The sequence below is a fragment of the Rhizobium sp. BK098 genome, from assembly GCF_014193155.1.
Taxonomy (GTDB): domain Bacteria; phylum Pseudomonadota; class Alphaproteobacteria; order Rhizobiales; family Rhizobiaceae; genus Rhizobium.
In genome coordinates this window covers 294,649-316,483 of the sequence record NZ_JACHYY010000004.1, presented here as the reverse complement: position 1 = coordinate 316,483, position 21,835 = coordinate 294,649, and the positions used below count along the sequence as shown (strand labels likewise).

Here is a 21,835-nt window from a genome sequence, read left to right as displayed (position 1 = left end):
CTTTGACGGACAGCAGGAGGCCGACCTGCACGCCGGCCTCGCGAGAAGCAAGCCGCTCCATAATGCGGTTCAAGACACTATTACTGCACCAGCACGGGCTGCGTACATCTCGCGTCGGTGACGCTTACATCAGCCTGGCCGATACCGATGCCGAGGAGACCGAGCGTGCCGTATAGAACCTGATCGAGCGGCGCGGTCACGACCGACAGCGTGTCAGCAATGGCCGAGAGCACGTCCTTCGGCGTTCCGAGCGTCAGGAAGAGCAATTGGATGGTGATGGTGGCGTTTTTCAGGAGCGAGGAGACCGTGGACGTCAGGACGCTGTTGGTAGAAACCGTCTTGATCGTGCCGGCCGAAATCTCCGGAGGCTGAAAGGTCAGTCGCGTCGGGCTCATATTGGCGATATCGACCTGCGCGCTCGCGATCACTTTCAGAAGAAGGGAATCGATAATCGCAGCCGGCGTGACCCGCGGTTCGGAACCGAAATTTACGAAGGCAGATGTGTTGACGTCGCCCAGATCCACCTCGGCAACACCGGGTACGGCATCTATGCCAACGACGGCGTTTGGCATGGAGCCGCCGACACAGGTGATCGAAGCAAGCTTCGCTTCAGCAGGGGCAAGCTCGATATAAAGGGGAACCCTGAGCTTCAGCCCGGCGATCAGCGAAAGGCCGGTAACGGCGACTTCAAGGGCCGCACGGACCTGCGGCGTGCGAACGATCGTGCCCGGTGCACCCACGGCCAGGGCCGGCGTCTGCTGGGACATTTCACCGATCGCCAGCGTCAACTTTGCCGTGGCGACCCCGGGGAGCGCCACCCCGAGATCAAGTGCGATCTGCCTTTGCTGGTTGGCAGCCATTGCCGTGGTGGAAATGAGATCCAGCACGTTGATATTGGCAGTCATATTGGGGGATGTGCCGACAATATTGCGCCCCAGCGGACCGAGATTGACGATATCCTGCAGTTTTACCGTCAGTTTCGTGGTACCGAGCGTTTTGCCCAGATTATTGATGAGGGTGACGACTCCGGCCGAAAGATTCGTCGATTTGCCGAGAGCGCCGAGAATCTTGTCGTAGGTGACGTCGGTTGCCAGAAGCTCGTTATAGCTTACGCCGGTAAGCTTGAGGTCGGTTGCCAGCAGATTGAGAAAGCTCAGAAGATTGACATTCGCACTGATGAGCGACTGATAGTCGACAACCTTCAGGGAGACCTGAGTTCCGAGCAGAGCGCCAAGCAGCTGGTTCAGAATACCGCCATTGAGGCTCGCAAGCCGCGATCCAACTGAAAAGGCGGCCAGACGCTCGCTGGACGCGGTGCCCGTCGCGCTCAAGGTCGGCGGCGTAGCAAAGGCGGAAGCGAAAGGCATCACCGCCTTTTGGGTGAGTGTCACCTTGACGGAATCATATGGCGCGGCTCCCGTCGACGAGAAGCGGTTTGCCAGCGGGACCGATGTGTCCGCCGTATAGGTACCGAGCACGAAATTGGCGACTGTCTCATATTGGCCGGAGGTAGCCGCGGCCGCACTGACGAGCCCGTTGCTTGTCATATAGTTGGCGCCGGCGGCAACAGCCGCGGTGGTGCCGTTGCTTTGGAGATTGTTCAAAAGTGCAGTCTGCGCATTTGTAATATTGGAAGCGGCCGATATCGCACCAATGTCGCTCAACTGCTGCAGGCGTCGCTGCTGCAGCGTCATCATGCCATAGTCGACGCCGAGACCAAGGCAATAGAGGATCAAAGGCGAGACGAGCGCGGTCGTGATCGCGACGTTTCCTCGCTTGTCTTTAAGCGACGCGAACCGGCCGAGAAGCTGTTTCATTACAGACCTCCCAAGCGAATGGTCGAATAGCGGCGGATGGTGGAATCCGGCATCGCGAAGGTATAGAGGTTCCAGATCGGAAGATCCGACGCGTCATAGCTGGCGCTGACCGTAAACTGGTTGGCATTGGTCGGATCTGTGGCGACGGTCACCGTCAACTTGGTCTTGTCGATGAAAGCATCGTTGATGGTCGAATTGGTGACGAAGCTCTGAACCAGCTGGCTTCGCTCGTTTGCCGATAGCCCGGCGATTGCCGTGCGGGCGGCGTCGGCGGTCAATTGCTGCAGCGAATGAGCGGCAGTGAGATAGATGGCAAAGGCAATCAGCGTCAGAAGCAGAAGGAAAAAAAGCGGTGCGATGAGTGCGAATTCGACCGCTGCGGCTCCCTCTTTCTCCCTGTTGAAATGAGAAACACGATACATGGTCCTGTCTCCTTTGATGACCATCGTCTTGCGATGACGGTCGAGGAGAGCTTAGGCTTCGGACGTTAATTTTATATTTCTAAATAAGATATCTTCTAATATTATTACATCTTAAACGATATTGAATATTCGACCTAATTACCGTGCATGGGCAAATGTTCGCGACGACAAACGTCAAGTATTGCCCATCCGCCAAATCGAATTTCCACGGCGTCCCACGATGGGGGTGAAGCGCGATGCTCCCTTCCCAACGTTGCTTCCTGCCCGCACCGCACGTTCGACGGCACCAGCCTCTTCGATGCCCGGATCAACAGCAGACATCTACTTTTTCTTCGGCACCAGATCCCAGCCGCCCTGGACGTTTCTCACGAAACGGCAGTTTCCCTTGTAATAAGTGACGGCGCCCGTCCGATCCACCTTGATGGAGGTCGGCAGCGATTGTGCTCCCGCCTTTAGCCGCTCGACCATATCGAGCGCCTCCTGCCTCTTTCCCGCGCGGATCAGTGCCATCAGCTTTGACTCGTGTTTCATCCTCTGTACTCCCATTGGTGGAGGTCTAAGGGCGGGCGGAATTTGCGATTGGTCAGTCCTATTTGCATATTGATCACCCCATTCGGCGTTGCATAAGCAGCGAACGCAGTGCCACAGCCACCACGCAAACGCTGGAAACAAGAAAGATTGCGCCCGACATCGCATAGATCGTCGGAGAAGCGCCGGAATTCATCTTGCCGAAGAGCACGACCGGCAACGTGTTCTGACGGCCGGCCAGATAGAACGCGCGCGTGAACTCGTTGAGCGACAGCAGGAACGAAAAGATGAAGGCACTGACGAGACCGGGCCGGATCAGCGGCAGAATAATATCCCAGAATTGCCGGAAGCGACCGGCGCCGAGATCATCAGCCGCCATCAAATAGGACCTCCTGACCGCGGCAAAGCTCGTCAGGATGACGATGAAGGCGAAAGGCATCGCCCATAGCAGATGGCCGGCAATGACAGTCAAAGCCGATGCCTTCACGCCGGCGCGGCTGATCACGGTCGAAAGCGCCAGCCCCTGGATAACGCCTGGGACGAACATCGGCAGCAGCACAGTCAAAAACCACAGGCTGCGCCCGCGATGAAGCTCACGGTGCGCCAGCACCGCGCCGAGCGACAGCAGCGTCGCAATGGCAGCCGTCGCAAACGCAATGACGATCGACTGGCCGAGCGCGGCGACGAGCGCGCTTTCCGAGCCGAGTGCGAGGTACCATTTCAGGGTGATGTCGGAGAAATGCGGCAGTCCCGGCTGCAGCGCCGGGTTAAACGAGACACCGAGCAAATAAAGCGGCGGCGCATAGATCACGATGAGGCCGAAGATGGTCAGCGCCCAGATGACAATGCGCGGGGCCATTCCTTCCCTGACGATCATTGGCCTCGCTCCTCGAATAGCGAGGAGAGGCCGAACAGGGCATCCCCGATCAGCACCAGTCCAAAGACGATGACGAGCATCAGCGTCGAAATCGCAAAGGCGAGCGGAAAATTGGCGACGCGCATGACGTCGTTGATCATCACCGAGACGATCGATGCGCCGGCACCGCCGAGCATCTGCACCTCCGTCGAGGAGCCGGCAACCATGACGAAGACGAAGAGGAAGCCGGCGAAGACGCCGGAATAGGTCAGCGGCAGCAGCACGGTACGGACCATCGTCCAGAAATCGGCACCGAGATCGCGCGATGCCGCCAGTGCGATCGGATCGACACGGCGCATCGAGAGCAGGATGGGGAAGGTTGCGAACGGCAGGTAGGAGGCGACAAGCCCGACGATGACCGCAAAATCGCTGAACAGCAGCCAGTCGAGCGGCTCGTCAGTGATGCCGACCTGCTGCAGAAGCGTGTTGATGACACCGGTGCGACCGAGCAGCAGCCGCCAGGAGAAGGAACGAATGAGATAGGACGTGAAAAACGGGATCGTAAGCAGGGCCGCAAGCACGACAGACAGGGTACGCCCGGCCAAAAAATACATCGCGTAGGCGGTGGGATAGGCAATGACGAGGCAAATAGCTGACGTCAGGAACGCCTTGCCGAGCGTGGACAGGAACACGCTCCAGCGCCCGGCTTCCAGAATGGCGCCATAGGCGGCGAGGCTGAACTCCGGCTTGATCCAGTAGGTGGCGGAATCCCAGGCACAGAAGCTCCAGACCACGACAAGAACGAGTGGCGCAAGGCCAAGCGCGATAATCGCCGCGAGCGGAGCGGTCAGCAATAGAACGGATGTCTTCATGGTCTAATCCTCCTTCTCTCGGCGTTGATCCCATCGGCTCGGGGCCGGCCTGTCCCTCGACAGATGTGCCAGCCCCGATCCATCGTGTTAAATCAGGCGTTGCGCAGCTTCTGCCACCACTCTTCGTAAAGTTGGAAATTGTCCGGCCGGCAATTCTGCCAGTAGACCTTTCCGGAGAACTTGGCCTTCACATGGTCGGCAAGCTTGGCGACGTCATCGGCCTTGTATTCATCCGGATGGGCCTTGGCGTAGGCGACGTTGTTGTCGGTCGGCACTAGGTAGCCACGCGCCTTGCCGAGTTCGCAGCCATAGAGACCGGCAAGCAAGCCATCGACAAACTTGTGCGCAACGTCGGCCTTGCCGCGTTCCGTGGCACCCTTGAGCAGCACCGTATTGTTGCCCCAGCCTTCATAGCCTTCGACGGGAGCTGCATACTCCACCTGAAGTCCGCGCTTACGGCCTTCATAGACGATCGGCTCCCAGCCGGTCATGGCGTCGACTTCCTCGTTCGCCACCAACTGCACGCCCTGTTCCCAGCCGTTCCAGAAGGTACGGAACTGGCCATCCTTCTTGTGCTTGATCAGGAACTCCATGACGAGGCCAAGCTCGGATTCCGTCAGGTTGCCCGGCTCCTTGATCGGCTTGTTTTCGGCTTCCTTGAGGTAGATGGCCGTAAAGATGGCGCTGTTGATCCACGCGTCTTCCATCGCGACCCGGCTCTTGAGCTTCGGATCGAAGATGACGCCATAGCTATCGACCTTGCCGAGCTTGTCGGGGCGATAGATGATGGAGTCGGCGTTGACGACCGTCGGGATGCCGTACTGTTTGCCCTCATAGGTCAGGGTCGGAATATCCTTCGCCCATTGCCAGATGCCCGCGAAATTCGGGATCTTGGAGACGTCCCAAGGAGCAATCAGGCCCTGCTTGGCAAGTTCCCGTTCGGCGCCACCCTGGAAGCCGCCGACATCAAAGAGATCGTTGGCATTGCCGGCGGCAAGGCGTGCGACCACCGGGCCGACATCATTGCCGTTGTCGGTAAACTCCGGCGAAACGCCGCTCTGCCGGGTAAATTCCTGCCACTTGTCGCCGATATCAAGCGTGGCGGTGCCCCAGAATGCTACCGTTGCGTCATCGGCCATGGCCGGTGTTGTGGCCAATCCACCAAAGGAGAGCGCAGCCGCGCCGGCCCCCATCAGTTTGAGCATGTCACGGCGCTGCATATTGCTCATCAAGGCGGAGGAGGCGAAATCATTGCTTTTATTCATCGTGTCATTCCCTTCCCTCATTTTTTGCTTAGTTCAGCTATTCGGGTTCTACTCATCGCCTCCAGCCAAGGCCGTTCTTCCGGAATGATCGATCAGGAGCGCAGCACCCGGCTTCAAACAAACGCGCACGCTTTCCCCCGGAGAGGGCGGAATTGCGTCCGCGCTGGTCGTTAAAACCACACGCTGGCCGTCGGCGAAAGCGAGCGTAACGTCATGGCTGAGTCCGCGATAGATGCTTTCGACAACCTTAAGTTCAATTATTTCGGCCACTTCCTCGCCAGCTGAGATAAGTTCAACCCGGTCCGGGCGGATTGCGACGAGCGCATCGGCTGGGGGCACCGCTCCGGAGAAGCTGGCACTGATGCGCTGTCCGGCAATCGTAACGAGAGCCGTGCTGCCTGAAATCGAGATGCTTTCGGGCTTGAGGAGCGTATCGATACCGACGAAACGGGCAACGAAGGCATTGGCCGGCGCCTCGAAGAAGCGCGACGGCACGTCGGTCTGCTCGATCCGCCCCTTGTGCATGACCGCCATGCGATCCGAAAGACTGAGTGCCTCGTCCTGATTGTGGGTGACGAGAATGAAGGTCGCGCCGGTCCGTTTATGAAGCCGTCCGAACTCATCACGCATTTGCTGGCGCAGCCGTTCGTCCAGCCCGGTCAGAGGTTCGTCAAGCAGCAAGATACCCGGTTCCATGACGAGAGCGCGCGCCAGCGCGACGCGCTGGCGCTGGCCACCTGAGAGAAGATTGACGTCGCGATCTGCAAAACCCGAAAGTTCGATCAGGTCCAACGCGCCATCGACCTTCGTTTTCAAGGCAGCACCGGACAACCCGCGCAACTTCAGGCCGTAGCCGACGTTCTGAGCGACATTCATATGCGGGAAGAGCCCGAGCGACTGGAAAACGGTATTGACCGGCCGGAGATTGGCAGGAACATCAGCCATGTCCTTTCCGTCGAAAAGCACACGTCCCGAGGTCGGCCTGTCGAAGCCGCCGATCAACTTCAGCAAAGAGCTTTTGCCGCAACCGGACGAGCCGAGCAATGTAAAGAACTCCCCGGCTCGGATGTCGAGCGTCACGTCGTCGACGGCACGCGTCGGCCCGTAATTTCTGACGATATGGTCGAGACCGATCGCTATCGCCATATCAGACGCTTCCCCCATCGCTTTCGCGGATGAGCAGCAAGCCCTCCTCGCTCACTTCCAGTTCCTGTCCGACAACAACCAGCGACGTCGCGGTTGCCTCTTCGATGATGAGAGGGCCGGCAATCCTCTCGGAAGACGGCAGTCGTGTGCGCTCGTAGACGGGGCAGGACAGCCAACCGGTCGTGCCGCCGAAATAGACTTCGCGGTGCCCCTTGAAGGCTGCATCCAGCGATCGGCCGACACGATCGAGTTTCGGGATGGCGATGACCGGGCCGTGGAGCACCGCTTCGAGATGGATCATCGTTATCTCGACCGGCGAAGCGGGCAGACAGAAGGTGTATGCACGCTCATGCGCGGCATGAAAGCGTTCCGCAAAGCTTTCGGCATCATCCTCCATTACGAAGAAAGCGAAGACGCCGTGCTCTTGCCCGCGATAGCGGGCTTCGACGCGGCAGACATAACGTACTTCCGCCGCATCACCTTTGGAGAAATATTTGACCGCCTCACGCTTCAATTCGTCAAACCGGCGCTTGAGATTGCTGACGGCTTCCGGACTAAGGGGAGCGAACCACGTGCTGCGGAAATCGGCGCGCGGTTCGGCCGCCAGCATTCCCCAGGCCGAAAAGATGCCGGGATGCGGCGGCACGACAGTCATCTTCACGCCAAGATCGCGCCCGAGACGCGCAGCAAGCGCAGGTCCCGCGCCCCCGGAAATGACGAAAGCGGCATCGCGCGGATCATGCCCACGCTGGACCGTCACCAGCTTCAGCGCATTGATCATCGACGCATGCGCGATTTCGACGATTGCGAGCGCCGCATCCTCGACCGATAACCCCATCGGCTTAGCAACCGTCGCAATTGCCGCGGCTGCCTTGGACTTGTCGAGCTGCATCTGGCCGCCGGCGAAGCTTGCCGGATCGAAAATGCCGAGCGTCAGCAGGGCATCGGAAAGCGTAGGCTTCTCGCCGCCCCGGCCATAGCAGGCCGGCCCCGGTGTCGATCCAGCACTTTGCGGGCCGACACAGAGCGCGCCACGCTCGTCGATGCGGGCGATCGAGCCGCCGCCGGCGCCGATTTCGACGATATCGACCACCGGCACCTGAACCGGATAACCGGGCGCGATGCGGGTATGTTCGAGCTTGTATTCGCTGTCGAGCGTCGGGCGGCTGTCATGGATCAGCGAGCATTTTGCCGTCGTGCCACCGACATCGAGCGACAGGACTTCGGATTCGCCAAGCACCGTGCCGATGCGCGCAGCACCCGCCACACCGCCGGCCGGGCCGGATTCCACCAGCGTCAGCGGGCTCATCTGCGCCTGATCGAAGGTGGAGATGCCGCCGTTCGACTGCATGGCATAGTAGGGGCAGGTGAGATCGCGCTCAGTCAACGCGCTTTCGAGCCGCGCAAAATAGCGCTTGATGATCGGCTGCACATAGGCGTTAAGCACGGCCGTATTGGAACGCTCATATTCCCGCCATTGGCGGGAAACCTCGTGGCTGCCGCAAACCGTGACATCCGGCAGCGCCTCGGCGATCGCCTTGACGCAGGCGATCTCATGTTCGGGATTGGCATAGCTATGGAGGAAAACGACGGCAACTGCCTCCACATTGCGAGCGCGGCATTCGCGAACGATCGGCTCGATATCCCCAAGCTCGATGGGTGTCAGCACCCGCCCCTTGGCATCTATACGCTCGCGCACCTCGAAGCGCAGGCTGCGCGGCACGAAGGCTTCCGGGCTCTTAAACTGTAGATTGTAGAGATCGGGACGATTGCCGCGGCCGATTTCCAGCACATCACGAAATCCCGCGGTCGTCACCAGCGCCGTCTTCACGCCCTTGCGTTCCGTGATCGCATTGATGACGGTCGTTCCGCCATGGGCGAAAAAGATCACATCGCGCGCCGAAAGCCCATCCTTCTTCTCGGCAAGTGCAATCGCCTCAAGGACGCCTTCGGACTGATCGTGAAGGGTCGTCAGGCTCTTGGCGGTGAAGATTTCGCCCGTGCGTTCATCATAACCGACGAGGTCGGTAAAGGTACCGCCTACATCCGTCGCCAGTCTGATCATGACGCCATGCCCTCTTCATATCCATACAGGCTGCGCGCCATCTCGCTGGTGATATAGCCGTCCTCGACATCGCGGCGGACCTGCTCCCGTTCGCGAGCACGCGGATCGCCCCAACCACCGCCGCCGCCGGTGATGATCCGCACGAGATCGCCGCGCTTCAGCTCGATATGCGGCTCGCGGCCGAAATTGTGGACTTTCCCGCTGTTCTCCTCCACCTGCAGAAGATTGATGCTGCCGGACTTGCCGCCTTCTATTCCCCAGGGAGGCGTGTCGGTTCGCCCAAAGCTGCAATAGGCGGAAGCGCCGTCTCCGAGGATTTCATAATCGCGAATGACGCCGAAACCGCCGCGACGGCGCCCGGCCCCTGATCCACCTTCGACGTTGAGCCCATAGCGACGCACCAGCAAGGGAAAGCGCGCTTCGATGACCTCGACGGAGTAATTGTAGGTATCGCCGTCGGTGAGCGCGATCAGCGCATTGGCGCCGTCGCCGTCCCTGCTCGCTCCCCAGCCGCCATGCTGCGGCTCGATATGGATGAACGGCTGCCCCGCCTCGTCCTTGCCGGAAACATAGACGACGCAGAGGCTCGTATAGGAACCGGCGGAGAACCGCTCGGGCATCAGCTTGGCAAGAGCCTTCCAGACGAGTTCTGAAGCATGCACCGAGCCCTCGTAATACCAGCCCGTCGGAGAAGGCTTCTCGGCAGTGAAAACCGAACCTGTCGGCGCAATAACGGAGAGCGGCCGGAACCAGCCCTCATTGGAGGGCGCTTGCGGCGCGACCAGCGCCTTGAAAATGGTACGCACCGCCGATTGCAGCGCACCGGCCGCGCAATTGATCGGGCCCGCGACCGCGGGCGGGCAACCGGTGAAATCCGCCGTCAAGCGATCGCCGGAAATCGTGACGGCAACCTTGACCGAAATAGGATCGGTGGTGACGCCATCGCCGTCGATGATATCTTCCGCCTCATAGGTCCCGTCCGGCAATGTCGCAATGGCGGCGCGCGCCTGCTTCTCGCTCACCGACAGAAGGTGATCGAACGCGGCTTCGACGACATCGGTGCCATATTTGCGCGCAAGCTCGGCCATGCGTCTGGCGGCAACGCGGACGGTCGCAACCTGCGCCGTGAGATCGCCTATCGCGACTTCGGGCAGACGGACATTCTCGCGGATGATGCGCAGGACCTCGCCCGAAAAGCGATCGCTACGCATGACTTTCACGCCCGGCAACCTCAACCCCTCTTGGAAGACGGAGGTCGCATTGGGCGCTAGCGAGCCCGGAACCGAGCCACCGACATCGAGATAGTGCGCAACATTTATGGCATAGGCCAGAATCCGGCCATCGAAGAAGATCGGCTTGACGATGGCAAAATCGCAGGCATGCGTGCCGCCGGAATAAGGATCGTTCGTAAGCAGAATATCGCCATCCTGGAGATCATCGCCGTAAAGTGCGATCAGCGATTTGACCTGCGTGCCGAACGTGCCGGTAAAGAGGGTGATGCCGTTCATCTGCGCCACCAGCTCACCGTCACGGGTGAGAAGACCACAGGCAAAATCAAGCACCTCGTAGATCACAGGGCTCATCGAGGTTCTGGCCATGACCACGCCCATCTCGTCGACGGTGGCTGCCAGCTTGCCCTCGATAATCTCCTGTGTCACCGGATCGACGACGATCACGAATCTACCTCTCATCACTATATTCGCACGAGTGCAGATTAGGTGTTTTTTCGTCTATCGATAGCCTCTCCGATGGGTGGGCGGAGGTGCCAAAACCCACCCGAACGGGTAGGTTATCGATCAAGCACGCCTTTTTGACGTGCCGCCGTCACGGCCGCGGTCCGAGTCGAGACGTTGAGCTTCGCAAAGATATTGCGCAGATGAAACTTGATCGTATTGTCGGACAAGGCGAGCATCCGGCCGATTTCCTTGTTGGAAAGCCCCGAGCTCAGCAATTCCAGCACCGTGCGCTCCCGGCCTGTGAAAACAGAACCATCTTCACTGCCGACGGCCGGCTCTTCCGATAAGTCCGCATCCGTAAATAGCGATTGAAGGCGCTGGCGGGTAATCGCTGCGACGGTCGGATGTTTGACAAGCGCACGAAGCTCTGAAAGCGCTGCCGGGTGGCCAAAACGAAGCAGGCTGCGATAATCGGCAAGCGGCGTCGTCAATACGAGATCGGATAGGCGGGCGGCGGCAGGTTCGCTTTGACCCTCCGCCAGGAGAACTTCGATTTCGATGAGCGCAAGCTCGATCGCACGCGGAACATGCGGGCGCTGCGTCTGGCGCATCATGAATTGATCGAAGATCTCGCGCGCCTTGACCTTGTCGCCAAGGGCCAGATGGGTGCGGGTCCAGAAGATAGCCGGCGTGGCTCCGCGCAAATGAATGGCCAGCGCATTGGCGCGATCCGAAGCGACTGCCTGCATGCCAAAACCATTGGCCTCGGCATGGCGGATTGCATGATCGAGATCGCCGGAGGCCATGAGCAGCATGGCGCGCTCCCCATCGATCAGCCGCGTGAGCCGTTCGAAACTACGGCGTCTCGCAGTAGCGCGGATGCGGTCCATGGCTGCATGCGCGGCGAGCAGATCCCCACGCATGCGCAGGACCCGCTGTTCGGCCATGAAGCCGGCAGCCAGAAGATCGAACCAGGTATCGTGAAGCTCGAGATGCGGCAGCGCCCATTCAAGCATCTCCGCCGCGGTTTCCGCCTCACCGCGCATCGACAGAACCTCGGCCTTCAATACCTGGCCGACGGCATCGAGATCGCTGCCTGGACCAATATTGGTCTGGGCTTCGCAGATCAGTTCCTCATAGGCCGACAGAGCGCTCGCACAATCGCCGGATAGAAAGAAGGCCTGGCCGATATGGGTATAGAGATGCATCGCGCCGAAATCGGCGCCGCCGTCGCGAAAGGCGCGAATGGCCAGATGCCCGTAATGCAGAGCCCGGTCAAGCTCGCTGCGGATCAGAAAATTGTAGGAGAGCATGTTGAGCGCAAGCGCCCGATGAATGAGCTCCATTCCATCCGGCTGCCGCAGATCGTTCTCAAGAGCGGAAAGGTCGGCCGCACTCGCCCAATGGTCGGTATAAAGCGCCAGGAGGATGCGTACCACCCGCACATCCTTTGCCAGGATCGGATCGCCGACGGCCACCCGATCGGCGATGGCGAGATAATGATTGGCCGCCGCAAGCTGCGCCGCCTTGGCGTTGAAGATCGAAAGGCCGAGGGTCGCAAGTGGAAAACGGGCCAGATCGATTTCCGAGGCATGTCCGCTCAAGGCCTGAAACAATGTTGCGCCGCCGCGGGTGGTGGCATAGACGCGCCGCCATCCGCCGGCGGTTTCGACAATGCGCGCCGCAAGATTGGCATCGCCTGCGGAAAGCGCATGATGAACCGCTCGGTCTATGTCGCCCCGTGCTTCGAACCAGTGTGCCGCACGATTAAGAGCGCGATTGGCATCTACACCTCTGCGACTGGCGGTTTTCTTGAGGAACTCGTTGAAGACGGGGTGAAACCGCATCCAGTTGCCGGGGCCGGCAAGCAAGGTCACCGGAAGCGCGTATTCGGCCAGGCTTTCGCAGAGGTCGGCACGCTCTCTGCTGTCCAGCACCGCTTCGAGCAGAGAATGATTGAAAGCAGGAAGGGCGGCCGTGTCGATGAGAAACTGGCGTATATCCTCGGGTAGATGCTCGAACACCTGCTCCGATAGATAAGAGCCCATATCCGTATCGCCGCCATCGAAAGAGGCAAGGATGCTGTCGCTTTCATCCGATTCCGATACGAGCAGGCTCACCATCTGCAGTGCGACCGCCCAGCCTTCGGTCCGGCGATTGAAAGAACCGATCTGCTCCTCCGTCAGATGAGTGCCCTTCCCGGCAAAAAGCTCTCCAGCTTCGGCATCGCTGAAGCCAAGCTCGGCAACGCCGAACTGCTTGAACTCACCACGCAGCCGCAAGGCCGAGAGCGGAAAGCGTGGTGGGCTGCGGCTGACCAGCACCAGCTTGACATGTTCGAGCGAGAGGTCGGCGAGGATCTTCGCCATCAGCGCCTCGGTCGCATCCGTCTGCGCGAAATGATAATCGTCGAGAAAGACGACGAGCGGTCCTTCGATCTTGCGCAGGCGGGTCGCCAGCACCGAAAGCAATGCTGCAGCCGGAAGGTTGCCGGCGTCGGCACCATCTTCATGAAGCAGCGTCTGCAAGGCATCGATCAATGCAAGCAGAAAGGCTTCCTGATTGGTGTGTTCGGAATCGAGCGACACCCAGCAGAGCTTGACCCCATCCGCCTTCAGCAGCTCGTACCATTGGACGGCAAGCGAGGTCTTGCCGTAGCCGGCAGGTGCGACAATGGTCGTCAAACGGCGCAGCCCGGCGCGCCGGAGCTGCCGCAATAGGTCGCTACGTTTGATTGTTTGCTGCCCGCTCGACGGGGGAGCAAATCGATTCTGTCCACTCATGGGGCGGGATGATGATGTCTTGGCAGACAGTTTGCAACCCACGCGAAAACGTTTGCAAAGCCGGTTTTACCTATCTTTTGGAAGAAACCGCCTTACAGGCAAGGGTTGATCGCTGACAAAATTGCAACGGCAAAGTTGAAGCTTTCAGAAATAAGGCATGCCAAGGGAGAAAACGACCCCAACTGCCCATGAATATGCTCGGACCAATGAAATTTTTCCGTTTCTGCCTTTAAACGGTCCGTTAGGGATTTGTTGACCATAATTGGAGGGTATAGCGATGCCGCAGGCGCGGCGCCTCTGATTTCTGTTTCTCTTAGCAAGGGCGAAAGTCGTATCCGTGCATCACGTGATCTTTTCCATTCCGGCGGCATTTTTCGCCACGACTTTCTCGTTCATCGCTTTCCGGGTGGCGCTGATCGCGATGCTGATGCTCGGCGCCTTTGCCGGTTCGGCGGCGGCCGAGGACAGGGCACTCAAGCTCTTCTTCACGCATACGGGGGAAAGGTCGACCATCGTCTTCAAGCGTAACGGCAAATATGACCCGCGCGGCCTTGCTCAAATCAACCGCTTCTTGCGCGACTGGCGAAAGAACGAGCCGACCAGGATCGATCCGGAATTGCTCGATCTCGTCTGGGAGGTTTACCGCCGCAGCGGCGCCAAAGAGGCCATTCACGTGGTTTCGGCCTACCGCTCTCCGTCGACCAACAGCATGCTGCGCAACCGCTCGCGCAGCTCCGGCGTTGCCAAGCACAGCCAGCACACGCTCGGCAAGGCAATGGATTTTTACATTCCCGGCGTAAAGCTCGCGAGCTTGCGCGCAATCGCCATGCAGATGCAGATCGGCGGCGTGGGCTTCTATCCCAATTCCGGCTCGCCCTTCGTGCATCTGGATGTTGGCGGAGTGCGCGCATGGCCGAGAATGTCGCGCCAGGAGCTTGCGCGGCTTTTCCCCAATGGACAGACGCTTCACGTGCCGGCAGATGGCAGGCCACTGCCGGGTTACGACGTAGCGGTCGCACAATCCAAAAAGCGCCCTTCCCCGATGGCGAGCAAAATCACGGCCGTTGATGACGATAGCGACGATGCCGGATCATTCACAGCGTCTCGCAACGTCGAACCCGACCGCAGCCTTTTGACCAGCATGTTGCCCACCCCCAGAAGCCGGGCCATGGATGGGCTGGAAGCTCAGCTTGGCAAGCGGGTGGCTGAGGAAAGCAAGACCCAACCCCTTGCCGACCTCGCGGCCTATGCCGTTCCGCTGCCGGCGTGGCGGCCGACCAGCAGCACCGTCGTCATCCCCACGACCGCGCCGGAAAGACCGGCTCCCACTGCCGTGCTCGCCAGCCTGGTCGTGGGACGCAGCAACGCTGGAAAGCTCGTCGTGTCTGACAATGTGGAGAATACGACCGAGAGCGCCATGGCAAAGATGCAGCCGATCGCTGCCCTTCCCTCGGCGGCCGCGCAAGATGTCTCAGCCGGTGTTGGAGACATGTCGACGGGGGCGATCGTCGCCTGGGCTTTGCGTCCGCCAGGCATGGCCGTCGACATGACGCTGCCAGGCCTCGTCAGCGCGCCCATTCCGATGCACGACGACATGGCGGAGGCCCAAGCCGGAGCCATCAGCTATGATGGCGACGATTTCGACGTCGAGCGGTTCGGCTTCGAAGGCTGAGGCGAACTTGCACGATCCAGTAATACGATGCGCCCCGGTCGGAATTGCTCAGACCGGGGCGATCCATTTTATTTCGCGATCGCGACAGATGCCACTCAACCCGCCATGTATTGAATGTTGCAGCGGCCGTGCACTGAAGATTTCTGCACATGCGCGCGCACGCTGAAAACGCGCTCGATTAACTCCTGCGTCAGCACCTCTTCAGGCGAGCCTGCCGCAACGACCTCGCCATTTTGCAAAACAGCAAGGCTGTCGCAAAACATGGCCGCGAGATTGAGATCGTGCAGCGCCACGATGGAGGTGACATCGAGCTTGGAGACCAGGCCGAGAATATCGAGCTGATGTTGGATATCGAGATGGTTCGTCGGCTCGTCAAGCAGAAGTTCGCTTGGAGTCTGGGCAAGCGCCCTCGCAATATGGACGCGCTGTCGTTCACCGCCCGATAAAGTTTGCCACGGCTGACCGGCGCGGCCTTGCATACCGACACGGGCAAGCGCATCGGAAACCGCCGCATCGTCGTGAGCGCTCCAGGCCGATAGGGGACCGCGATGCGGCGTACGGCCGAGACGGACGACGTCCATCACTGTGACCTGCGTATCGGTCGTCGCCTGCTGCTCGACCAGCGCGATGCGGCGGGCAATATCGCTCCGCGAGATCGAGGCAATATCGCTACCGCCGAGCCGGATGACCCCGCTTTTGACCTTCCGCAGCCGGCAGATCAGCCTGAGCAGGCTGGATTTTCCCGAGCCGTTCGGCCCAAGGAGCCCGAGCACCTTGCCTTTTTCCACCGTCAGGCTGACGCCGTTGACGATGAGGCTATTGCCGGCTGCAAAGGTTACCGTGTCCACAGCAATGCTCATGCCGTCCTCCGGGTGCGATAGAGAATGAGGGCGAAGGCCGGAGCCCCGAACAAGGCCGTGACGACGCCGATCGGCAGAATCTGCTGGGGAATGATGACCCGCGAGATGATATCGGCGGCGACCATAAAGATGGCGCCGGCCAAAGCTGCTGCCGGCAGCAGCCGGTCATGGCTTGGCCCGACAACGAAGCGGGCCGCATGCGGAATGACGAGCCCGACGAAACCAATCGACCCGACGATGCTGACGACCGCTGCCGTCATGAAAGCCGTCACGCCAAGCAGAACGACTTGGGCGCGCTTGACCGCAATGCCAAGCGATGCGGCAGCATCCGTGCCGAAGATGAAGGCATCAAGCACGCGGACATGTGCCATGCAGACGGCGAAGCCGATGATGGCGACCGGCCCGGAAAGATAAACGTCCGGCCAGCGCACGCCGCTCATGGAGCCGAGCAGCCAGAACATGACGCCCCTCGCCTGCTCCGCATTGGCCGAGGTGGTGACGATATAGGAGGTGAGCGCGTTGAAAAGCTGCGAACCGGCGACGCCGCATAGAATGATGCGCTCGCTCGTGCCGCCGACTCCGGCGGCAAGCAGGCCGACGAAAAGAAAGGCTGCAACCGCGCCGAGGAAAGCGCCGCCGGAAAGGCCTAAAATGCCGTAGCCAAGACCGAGGATCATGATGCAGACCGCTCCGGTGGAGGCGCCGGCGGAAATCCCGAGCACAAAGGGTTCGGCGAGCGGATTGCGCAGCAACGCCTGCAAGACCACCCCGCTCAAGGCAAGCGACGCACCGGTGCTTGCAGCAACGAGCGCGCGGCTCAGGCGATAGTCCCAGACGATCCCCTGATGGATCCGGCTGAGTTCGAAGCTCGTTCCGAACAACCGGTTCGAAACGGCCTTTACTGTGGTCGACAGCGGGATCGAAATCTCGCCGATCGATACGGCGAGGCTGATCATGAAGGTCAGAAGAATGACGGCAGCCATGGCGAGCGCCAAGAGCGCCCACCATGTCCTGCGTTTTGCGGCGAGACCCATATCTTACTGCGCCAGGCCGAAGGACTTGATGCCCTTGGCCAATACTTCAATGCCGTCGATGGTGCGGATGGTCGGGTTCATCGACTGCGCATCCATCATGACGAAACGCTTGTTCTTAACGGCGTCGAGCTGGCTGGTGACTGGATCTTTTTCGAGGAAATCGACTTTGACCTTCGGATCGTCGGCCGCATAGCGGCGGCGGTCCATGGTGGCTATGACGATCACGGCCGGGTTGGCCTGCGAAATGGTTTCCCAACCGACCATCGGCCATTCTTCTTCCGTCGTCACCACGTTTCTGGCGCCGAGCGTCTTCAGGATATAGGCCGGCGCGCTGTTCTTGCCGGCGATATAGGCATCGCCATTGACCTCCTTGCTGGAGAACCAGAACACGATCGGAAGATCCTTGGCCTTGGCAGCGGCAATCGAAGCGACTGCATCCGCCTCGCGCTTTTTCAGATCCGCGATCAGGGCATCGCCGCGATCCCTAACGTCGAAGATCTGCGAGAGCTCGGCGATTTCCTGATAGACCAGATCCATCGTGAAAAGCTCCTTGCGCACACCATCGCCGCCATCGGTATTGACCTTGGCGACACAATCGGTCGGAGCAACATAGGTATTGATCCCGAGTTCCGAAAATTGCTGGCGTGTGCCGACGGAACCCTGCGCGCCGACATGCCATTCGAATTCGGCAGCGACGAGATCCGGAGCCTTGCCAACGACGGATTCGAAGCTCGGATCGTTATCGGCGAGCCGCGGGATCTTGCCGTTGACTTCGCCATATTGCGGCAGAACCGGGCCGACCCAGACCGCCGTTCCGGCAATCTTGTCGGCAAGGCCGAGCGAAAAGAGGATTTCACTCATGCCCTGGCCGATCGAAACGATCTTGGCCGGAGCCTTTTCAAAAGTGACCTTCTGACCGCAATTATCGATGGTGAGAGGATATTGGGTGGCGGCAAAACCGGCGCCGGCAAAACCGGTCAGCCCAAGTGCAAATGCAATGGTCGTCAAAAAATGGCGCATGAAAGGTCTCGATAGGATTAAGGAAACGGGGCGGCGTCAGCGCGATCGCGCTGAGAAAGACGGCCGCCGGCTGCGGAGATCCCAATCAAGGCCGATAGGTGTCGGATAATGTCGAAGGCGCAGGTCAATCATTCTCTGTCCTTTCCGAGCATCCCCGCCCGGCTGATTGGATCGTGATCGACGGCAGGTCTCCTGGCTTGCGGATATCTGACTATCATCGGCCTTCCCGCAAGCATGCTTGCAGTGGCGCGGCTCAAAGCCTCAGGAAGGAACCAGCAGGCTGGTCATTCCCGGATGATCGGCAATCCGCTTACAGTTGCGGGGGCAGCCACGGTCTAGGTCCCGCTTGGGTCATCCTCACCGTGTTCCCTATTAATCCCCGCGGAGTCTTCCTTGGGGAACCGTCACGTCCAGTTATTACGGACTGCCTCGTTCCGTCAAGGACGCTTGGATAGAAATGAGACAGAGCACGCCATGCCCATGGGAAGGAAAGGCGGCGGGCCTATGCGGCCTCTGCCAGTTCCACACGATTTCTCCCGCCCGCCTTCGCCCGATAGAGCGCCTTGTCGGCGGCCTCGAGCACATGTTTGAAATCTGTCGTCGGTTCGAGGGAGCAGGCGATGCCGATGCTGACCGTGACATGGACGGCCTCCTGCTCGAACATCAAGGTCGTGTCCTCGATGTCCTTGCGAATTTTCTCCGCGACGGCAGCGGCGGCTCGCGTATCGGTGTTGGGCAGCAGCACGACGATCTCCTCGCCGCCATAACGGGCGGCAATATCAGTCTTGCGGACGGTTTGCCTGATGACATCGGCCAACCGCGCCAGAACGGTGTCACCGAAGGAATGGCCCCAGCTATCGTTGATCTTCTTGAAGTGATCGATATCGAGCATGATGATCGAGAAGGGGATACGCCGCATACCCGCTTCCTTGCTGCATCGATCGCCTTCGCGCTGCAGCACCCGGCGGTTGGGAAGCCTTGTCAGCGGATCGAGGCTCGCTTCGTTCTCCAGCGCGCGCTGGATGCCAATGCGATATTGCTCCCGCTGCAAGAGATCCGACAACAGCATGACGCCGAGGATATTGACGATCGTCACCGGAAGTGTCGCCGAGATAAGAAGGGCGCGCGCAACCGTCCACGGAAAAAGGAAAACAACCACAATGGATGAACAGGTCGCCAGACCGAACAGAGCCGATCGCCGCCATCCCGTGCCGGTCCATTGCCGCGGCAGCAGAGTGAGTACATAGCCCGCGATTGCAACGATTACGATGCCGGCTACGCCGACCACCGCGCCCATGCCGCCCACCATGTACCGAAACAGCGCCATCATCGCCGCAGCGACAATGGTTCCCAAAAGGCCGCCATAGATTGGCGTAAGGACAAGGAGGATCGACCGGCCATCCTGGATCACACCTGGCATCCATTGGATGGGATCGCCCATGGACAGGATGCCGACCAGCCCGAACAACAGCCCGACGGCCACGGATTTCAAAGCGCCGCGCTCGACGATACGGATGACCCAGGAATAGGCATAGACAATAATCGCCACCTGGCCGAGGACACGTATTAGCGAGATCAGATGTGTTTCGACTTCCATGGCGATTCCCAGTCTTCGCAACGCGCCGCGATAGATGAGCTGCGGCGGCATGGTCGAAGTCCTTATGAGATACCATGCGATCTCTAAAAATAGTTTATATGCCTCTCATCGATCGGCAGTGCGGCGGCATCGCGGCACGAATTGACGCATTGCGCTTGTGATGCGCCTGCCCTATGACTGAAACCTTATCCGCGAATGCGGTGGTGGGGACAAGCATGCGGAAGACGATTTCGCGAACATTTCAGTGGAGCGCGCGCATTCTTTGCGCCGTTGCGCTGTTGCTCGTCGGCTTCGCCCATCAACCGATCGTCGCAACCGCGGACGAAATATCCCCGATCGAGCTTGCCCAGTACCGGCTTCCGGATGGCTCCCTGCCCGTTCTTTGCATCACCTACAAGGATGCCGACGGCAAGGTGCACGGGAAAGCCTACGCACCCGGATGCGAGGCATGCCGGATTGCGTCCGCCGCGATGCTGCCTGCGCCTCCTACCGACATTTGTGAGCGCCTTGCCTCCCCGCGTGGAGAGACGGTCGTCGCACGATCGGAGGCGTTCCACCGCCAGCTTTATCCGCCGAATACAGGCCCGAGAGCACCACCCCTCCCCGACATCGTTGGCTGAACCGGCATTGCGGCTTTCGTCGCGATGCCCGCCGTCAACGCTGCCGCTTGCGCGACCATCACGTCGCGACATCTGAGGATTGGTGTTCACAGCTGCATCTTGCCGAACGAAGCAGGCCGATTGGTCGGCTGCTCAGGGAAAGCAGGCTCACGCCAAACGGCGAACCATCTCGCCGCCCCCTCCTCAGATCGCCCCTTGCGGCAGCCTGCCGATCTTCGGAGGATTTCATGTCTGCCTTTACCGCTGCAGAGCCTGCAGCCGCAGCAACCCACAATATCTCGCTCTATCGCGCGATCTGGCGCTGGCATTTTTTCGCCGGCCTGCTCGTCATCCCTTTTATGCTCAATCTGGCGATCACCGGTTCGTTGTATCTATTCAAGGACCAGATTGCCGATACCTTCTATTCGCATCGCTATCTCGTCACCGAAGCCGGCACCATGCTGCGGCCGCAGCAGATCGCCGACGCGGCGCTTTCGGCCTTTCCGGGCGCGCGCGCAACCTCCTATCACGAAGCGTCGGCGCCGAACCGCTCGGCCTGGATAACGCTGTCCAAGGATGGACAATCGACCATCGTCTACGTCAATCCTTACGATGGCAGCATTCTAGGATCAGTAGGGTCGAAACAGGAGTTCGGCTGGGTCGTCAAGCGCATCCACAGCCTAGAATATTTCGGCAAATGGACCAATCGCCTCATCGAGATCGTCGCGGGCTTTGCTCTCGTCCTCGTGGTGACGGGCATCTATCTGTGGTGGCCGCGCCAGCAGACGGGCGGCGTGCTCACCGTTCGCGGCACCCCATCACGCCGCGTCTTCTGGCGCGACCTACATGCCGTGACGGGAGCGCTTGCCGGCATCCTGATCTTCTTTCTCGCCTTCAGCGGCATGCCGTGGTCCGGCTACTGGGGCGCCAACGTCAATGCCTGGCTGACCGCTCACAATTTCGGAACACCGGCGGCAGTCTGGGACGACGTTCCGAAATCGACAAAGGTCACGCAGGATATCGTCAGCCGCGCCGGCTGGGTCGTCGAAAACGCGCCCGTTCCGCTCTCCGATATCGCGGCGCAATCGGCCGAGCCGATCGGTCTCGATAAGGCCGTCGACGTCATGCATGGGCTGGGCATGGTCGCCGGCTCGGATCTTGCGATCCCATCAGATGGGACCGGCGTCTATACCGCCAGCCATTATTTCGGCGACCTTGGCAAAGAACGCACCGTCCATATCGACCAATATTCCGGCAAGCCGCTCGTCGATATTTCCTACGATCAGTATCCGGCACTCGGCAAGGCGATCGAATGGGGCATCAACGTCCATCAGGGACAGGAATGGGGGCTCTTCAACCAGCTTCTGATGCTGGCCGCTTGTCTGGCCATCATTCTTTGCTGCGTGACGGCTGCGACCATGTGGTGGAAGCGCCGGCCATCGGGCCGTCTTGGCGTACCGCCGATGCCGCCGCAGAAGTCCGTCTATGTCGGCCTCTGGTTCATTGCCATCGTCTTCGGCATGGCTTTCCCGCTGACGGGCGCCGCCATCGTCGCGATGCTTCTCCTCGACCAGCTCCTGGTTCGCTTCGTGCCGCCTCTCCGGCGCTTCTTCTCCTGACGAG

Annotated in this window: 17 protein-coding genes and 1 riboswitch; of the genes, 3 read left to right on the top strand and 14 right to left on the bottom strand. The window is 60.0% G+C overall.

The genetic code is table 11. The annotated features are described in order from the left end of the window. Positions 1-80: 80 nt before the first annotated feature. The 10 genes from FHT73_RS13430 to FHT73_RS13385 form a co-directional block, all read right to left on the bottom strand. The gene (locus FHT73_RS13430; RefSeq protein WP_183712213.1) at positions 81-1,817 is read right to left on the bottom strand and encodes a pilus assembly protein TadG-related protein; all 1,737 of its coding nucleotides are present in this window, start codon (positions 1,815-1,817) and stop codon (positions 81-83) included. After that, positions 1,817-2,239, bottom strand: a complete 423-nt coding sequence (locus FHT73_RS13425; protein WP_112603204.1) for a TadE/TadG family type IV pilus assembly protein — start codon at positions 2,237-2,239, stop codon at positions 1,817-1,819. Before FHT73_RS13425 ends, FHT73_RS13430 begins: the two co-directional genes overlap by 1 nt. Before the next feature lie 321 nt (positions 2,240-2,560). Next, a complete protein-coding gene (locus tag FHT73_RS13420) occupies positions 2,561-2,770 on the bottom strand; it encodes a hypothetical protein (RefSeq protein WP_112603202.1) in 210 nt (69 codons plus the stop codon). 73 nt (positions 2,771-2,843) lie between these two features. Beyond that, positions 2,844-3,644: an ABC transporter permease subunit gene (locus tag FHT73_RS13415; RefSeq protein WP_112603200.1), complete on the bottom strand. Its 801-nt coding sequence runs from the start codon at positions 3,642-3,644 to the stop codon at positions 2,844-2,846. Beyond that, positions 3,641-4,495, bottom strand: a complete 855-nt coding sequence (locus tag FHT73_RS13410; protein WP_183712211.1) for an ABC transporter permease — start codon at positions 4,493-4,495, stop codon at positions 3,641-3,643. Before FHT73_RS13410 ends, FHT73_RS13415 begins: the two co-directional genes overlap by 4 nt. Before the next feature lie 92 nt (positions 4,496-4,587). Continuing rightward, positions 4,588-5,760: a substrate-binding domain-containing protein gene (locus FHT73_RS13405; protein ID WP_183712209.1), complete on the bottom strand. Its 1,173-nt coding sequence runs from the start codon at positions 5,758-5,760 to the stop codon at positions 4,588-4,590. A gap of 48 nt (positions 5,761-5,808) precedes the next feature. Next, positions 5,809-6,906 carry an ABC transporter ATP-binding protein gene (locus FHT73_RS13400; RefSeq protein ID WP_112603194.1) on the bottom strand — a complete coding sequence of 366 codons (1,098 nt, stop codon included), beginning with the start codon at positions 6,904-6,906 and terminating at the stop codon, positions 5,809-5,811. 1 nt (position 6,907) lies between these two features. Beyond that, entirely contained in the window at positions 6,908-8,971 is a 2,064-nt protein-coding gene (locus FHT73_RS13395; RefSeq protein WP_183712207.1) for a hydantoinase/oxoprolinase family protein, read from the bottom strand. Further along, positions 8,968-10,662 carry a hydantoinase B/oxoprolinase family protein gene (locus FHT73_RS13390; RefSeq protein WP_112603189.1) on the bottom strand — a complete coding sequence of 565 codons (1,695 nt, stop codon included), beginning with the start codon at positions 10,660-10,662 and terminating at the stop codon, positions 8,968-8,970. Before FHT73_RS13390 ends, FHT73_RS13395 begins: the two co-directional genes overlap by 4 nt. Before the next feature lie 98 nt (positions 10,663-10,760). Continuing rightward, the gene (locus tag FHT73_RS13385; RefSeq protein WP_246712113.1) at positions 10,761-13,331 is read right to left on the bottom strand and encodes a LuxR C-terminal-related transcriptional regulator; all 2,571 of its coding nucleotides are present in this window, start codon (positions 13,329-13,331) and stop codon (positions 10,761-10,763) included. Between the two features lie 436 nt (positions 13,332-13,767). Between FHT73_RS13385 and FHT73_RS13380 the strand changes: the two genes are divergently transcribed. Continuing rightward, entirely contained in the window at positions 13,768-15,102 is a 1,335-nt protein-coding gene (locus tag FHT73_RS13380) for a DUF882 domain-containing protein (protein WP_183712203.1), read from the top strand. 95 nt (positions 15,103-15,197) lie between these two features. Here FHT73_RS13380 and FHT73_RS13375 read toward each other — a convergent pair whose 3' ends face one another. The 4 genes from FHT73_RS13375 to FHT73_RS13360 form a co-directional block, all read right to left on the bottom strand. Then, on the bottom strand, positions 15,198-15,962 hold the full coding sequence (locus FHT73_RS13375; protein WP_183712201.1) for an ABC transporter ATP-binding protein: 765 nt from the start codon (positions 15,960-15,962) through the stop codon (positions 15,198-15,200). Then, positions 15,959-16,996, bottom strand: a complete 1,038-nt coding sequence (locus FHT73_RS13370) for an iron ABC transporter permease (protein ID WP_183712200.1) — start codon at positions 16,994-16,996, stop codon at positions 15,959-15,961. Before FHT73_RS13370 ends, FHT73_RS13375 begins: the two co-directional genes overlap by 4 nt. A gap of 3 nt (positions 16,997-16,999) precedes the next feature. Then, positions 17,000-18,016 carry an ABC transporter substrate-binding protein gene (locus tag FHT73_RS13365; RefSeq protein ID WP_183712199.1) on the bottom strand — a complete coding sequence of 339 codons (1,017 nt, stop codon included), beginning with the start codon at positions 18,014-18,016 and terminating at the stop codon, positions 17,000-17,002. 164 nt (positions 18,017-18,180) lie between these two features. Then, positions 18,181-18,437: riboswitch (cobalamin riboswitch) on the bottom strand. Positions 18,438-18,518: 81 nt separating this feature from the next. Further along, positions 18,519-19,664: a diguanylate cyclase gene (locus tag FHT73_RS13360; protein WP_246712112.1), complete on the bottom strand. Its 1,146-nt coding sequence runs from the start codon at positions 19,662-19,664 to the stop codon at positions 18,519-18,521. Between the two features lie 164 nt (positions 19,665-19,828). Between FHT73_RS13360 and FHT73_RS13355 the strand changes: the two genes are divergently transcribed. Both FHT73_RS13355 and FHT73_RS13350 read left to right on the top strand, forming a co-directional pair. Next, entirely contained in the window at positions 19,829-20,233 is a 405-nt protein-coding gene (locus FHT73_RS13355) for a hypothetical protein (protein ID WP_112399816.1), read from the top strand. Between the two features lie 227 nt (positions 20,234-20,460). After that, on the top strand, positions 20,461-21,831 hold the full coding sequence (locus FHT73_RS13350; RefSeq protein WP_112603183.1) for a PepSY domain-containing protein: 1,371 nt from the start codon (positions 20,461-20,463) through the stop codon (positions 21,829-21,831). Positions 21,832-21,835 lie beyond the last annotated feature (4 nt).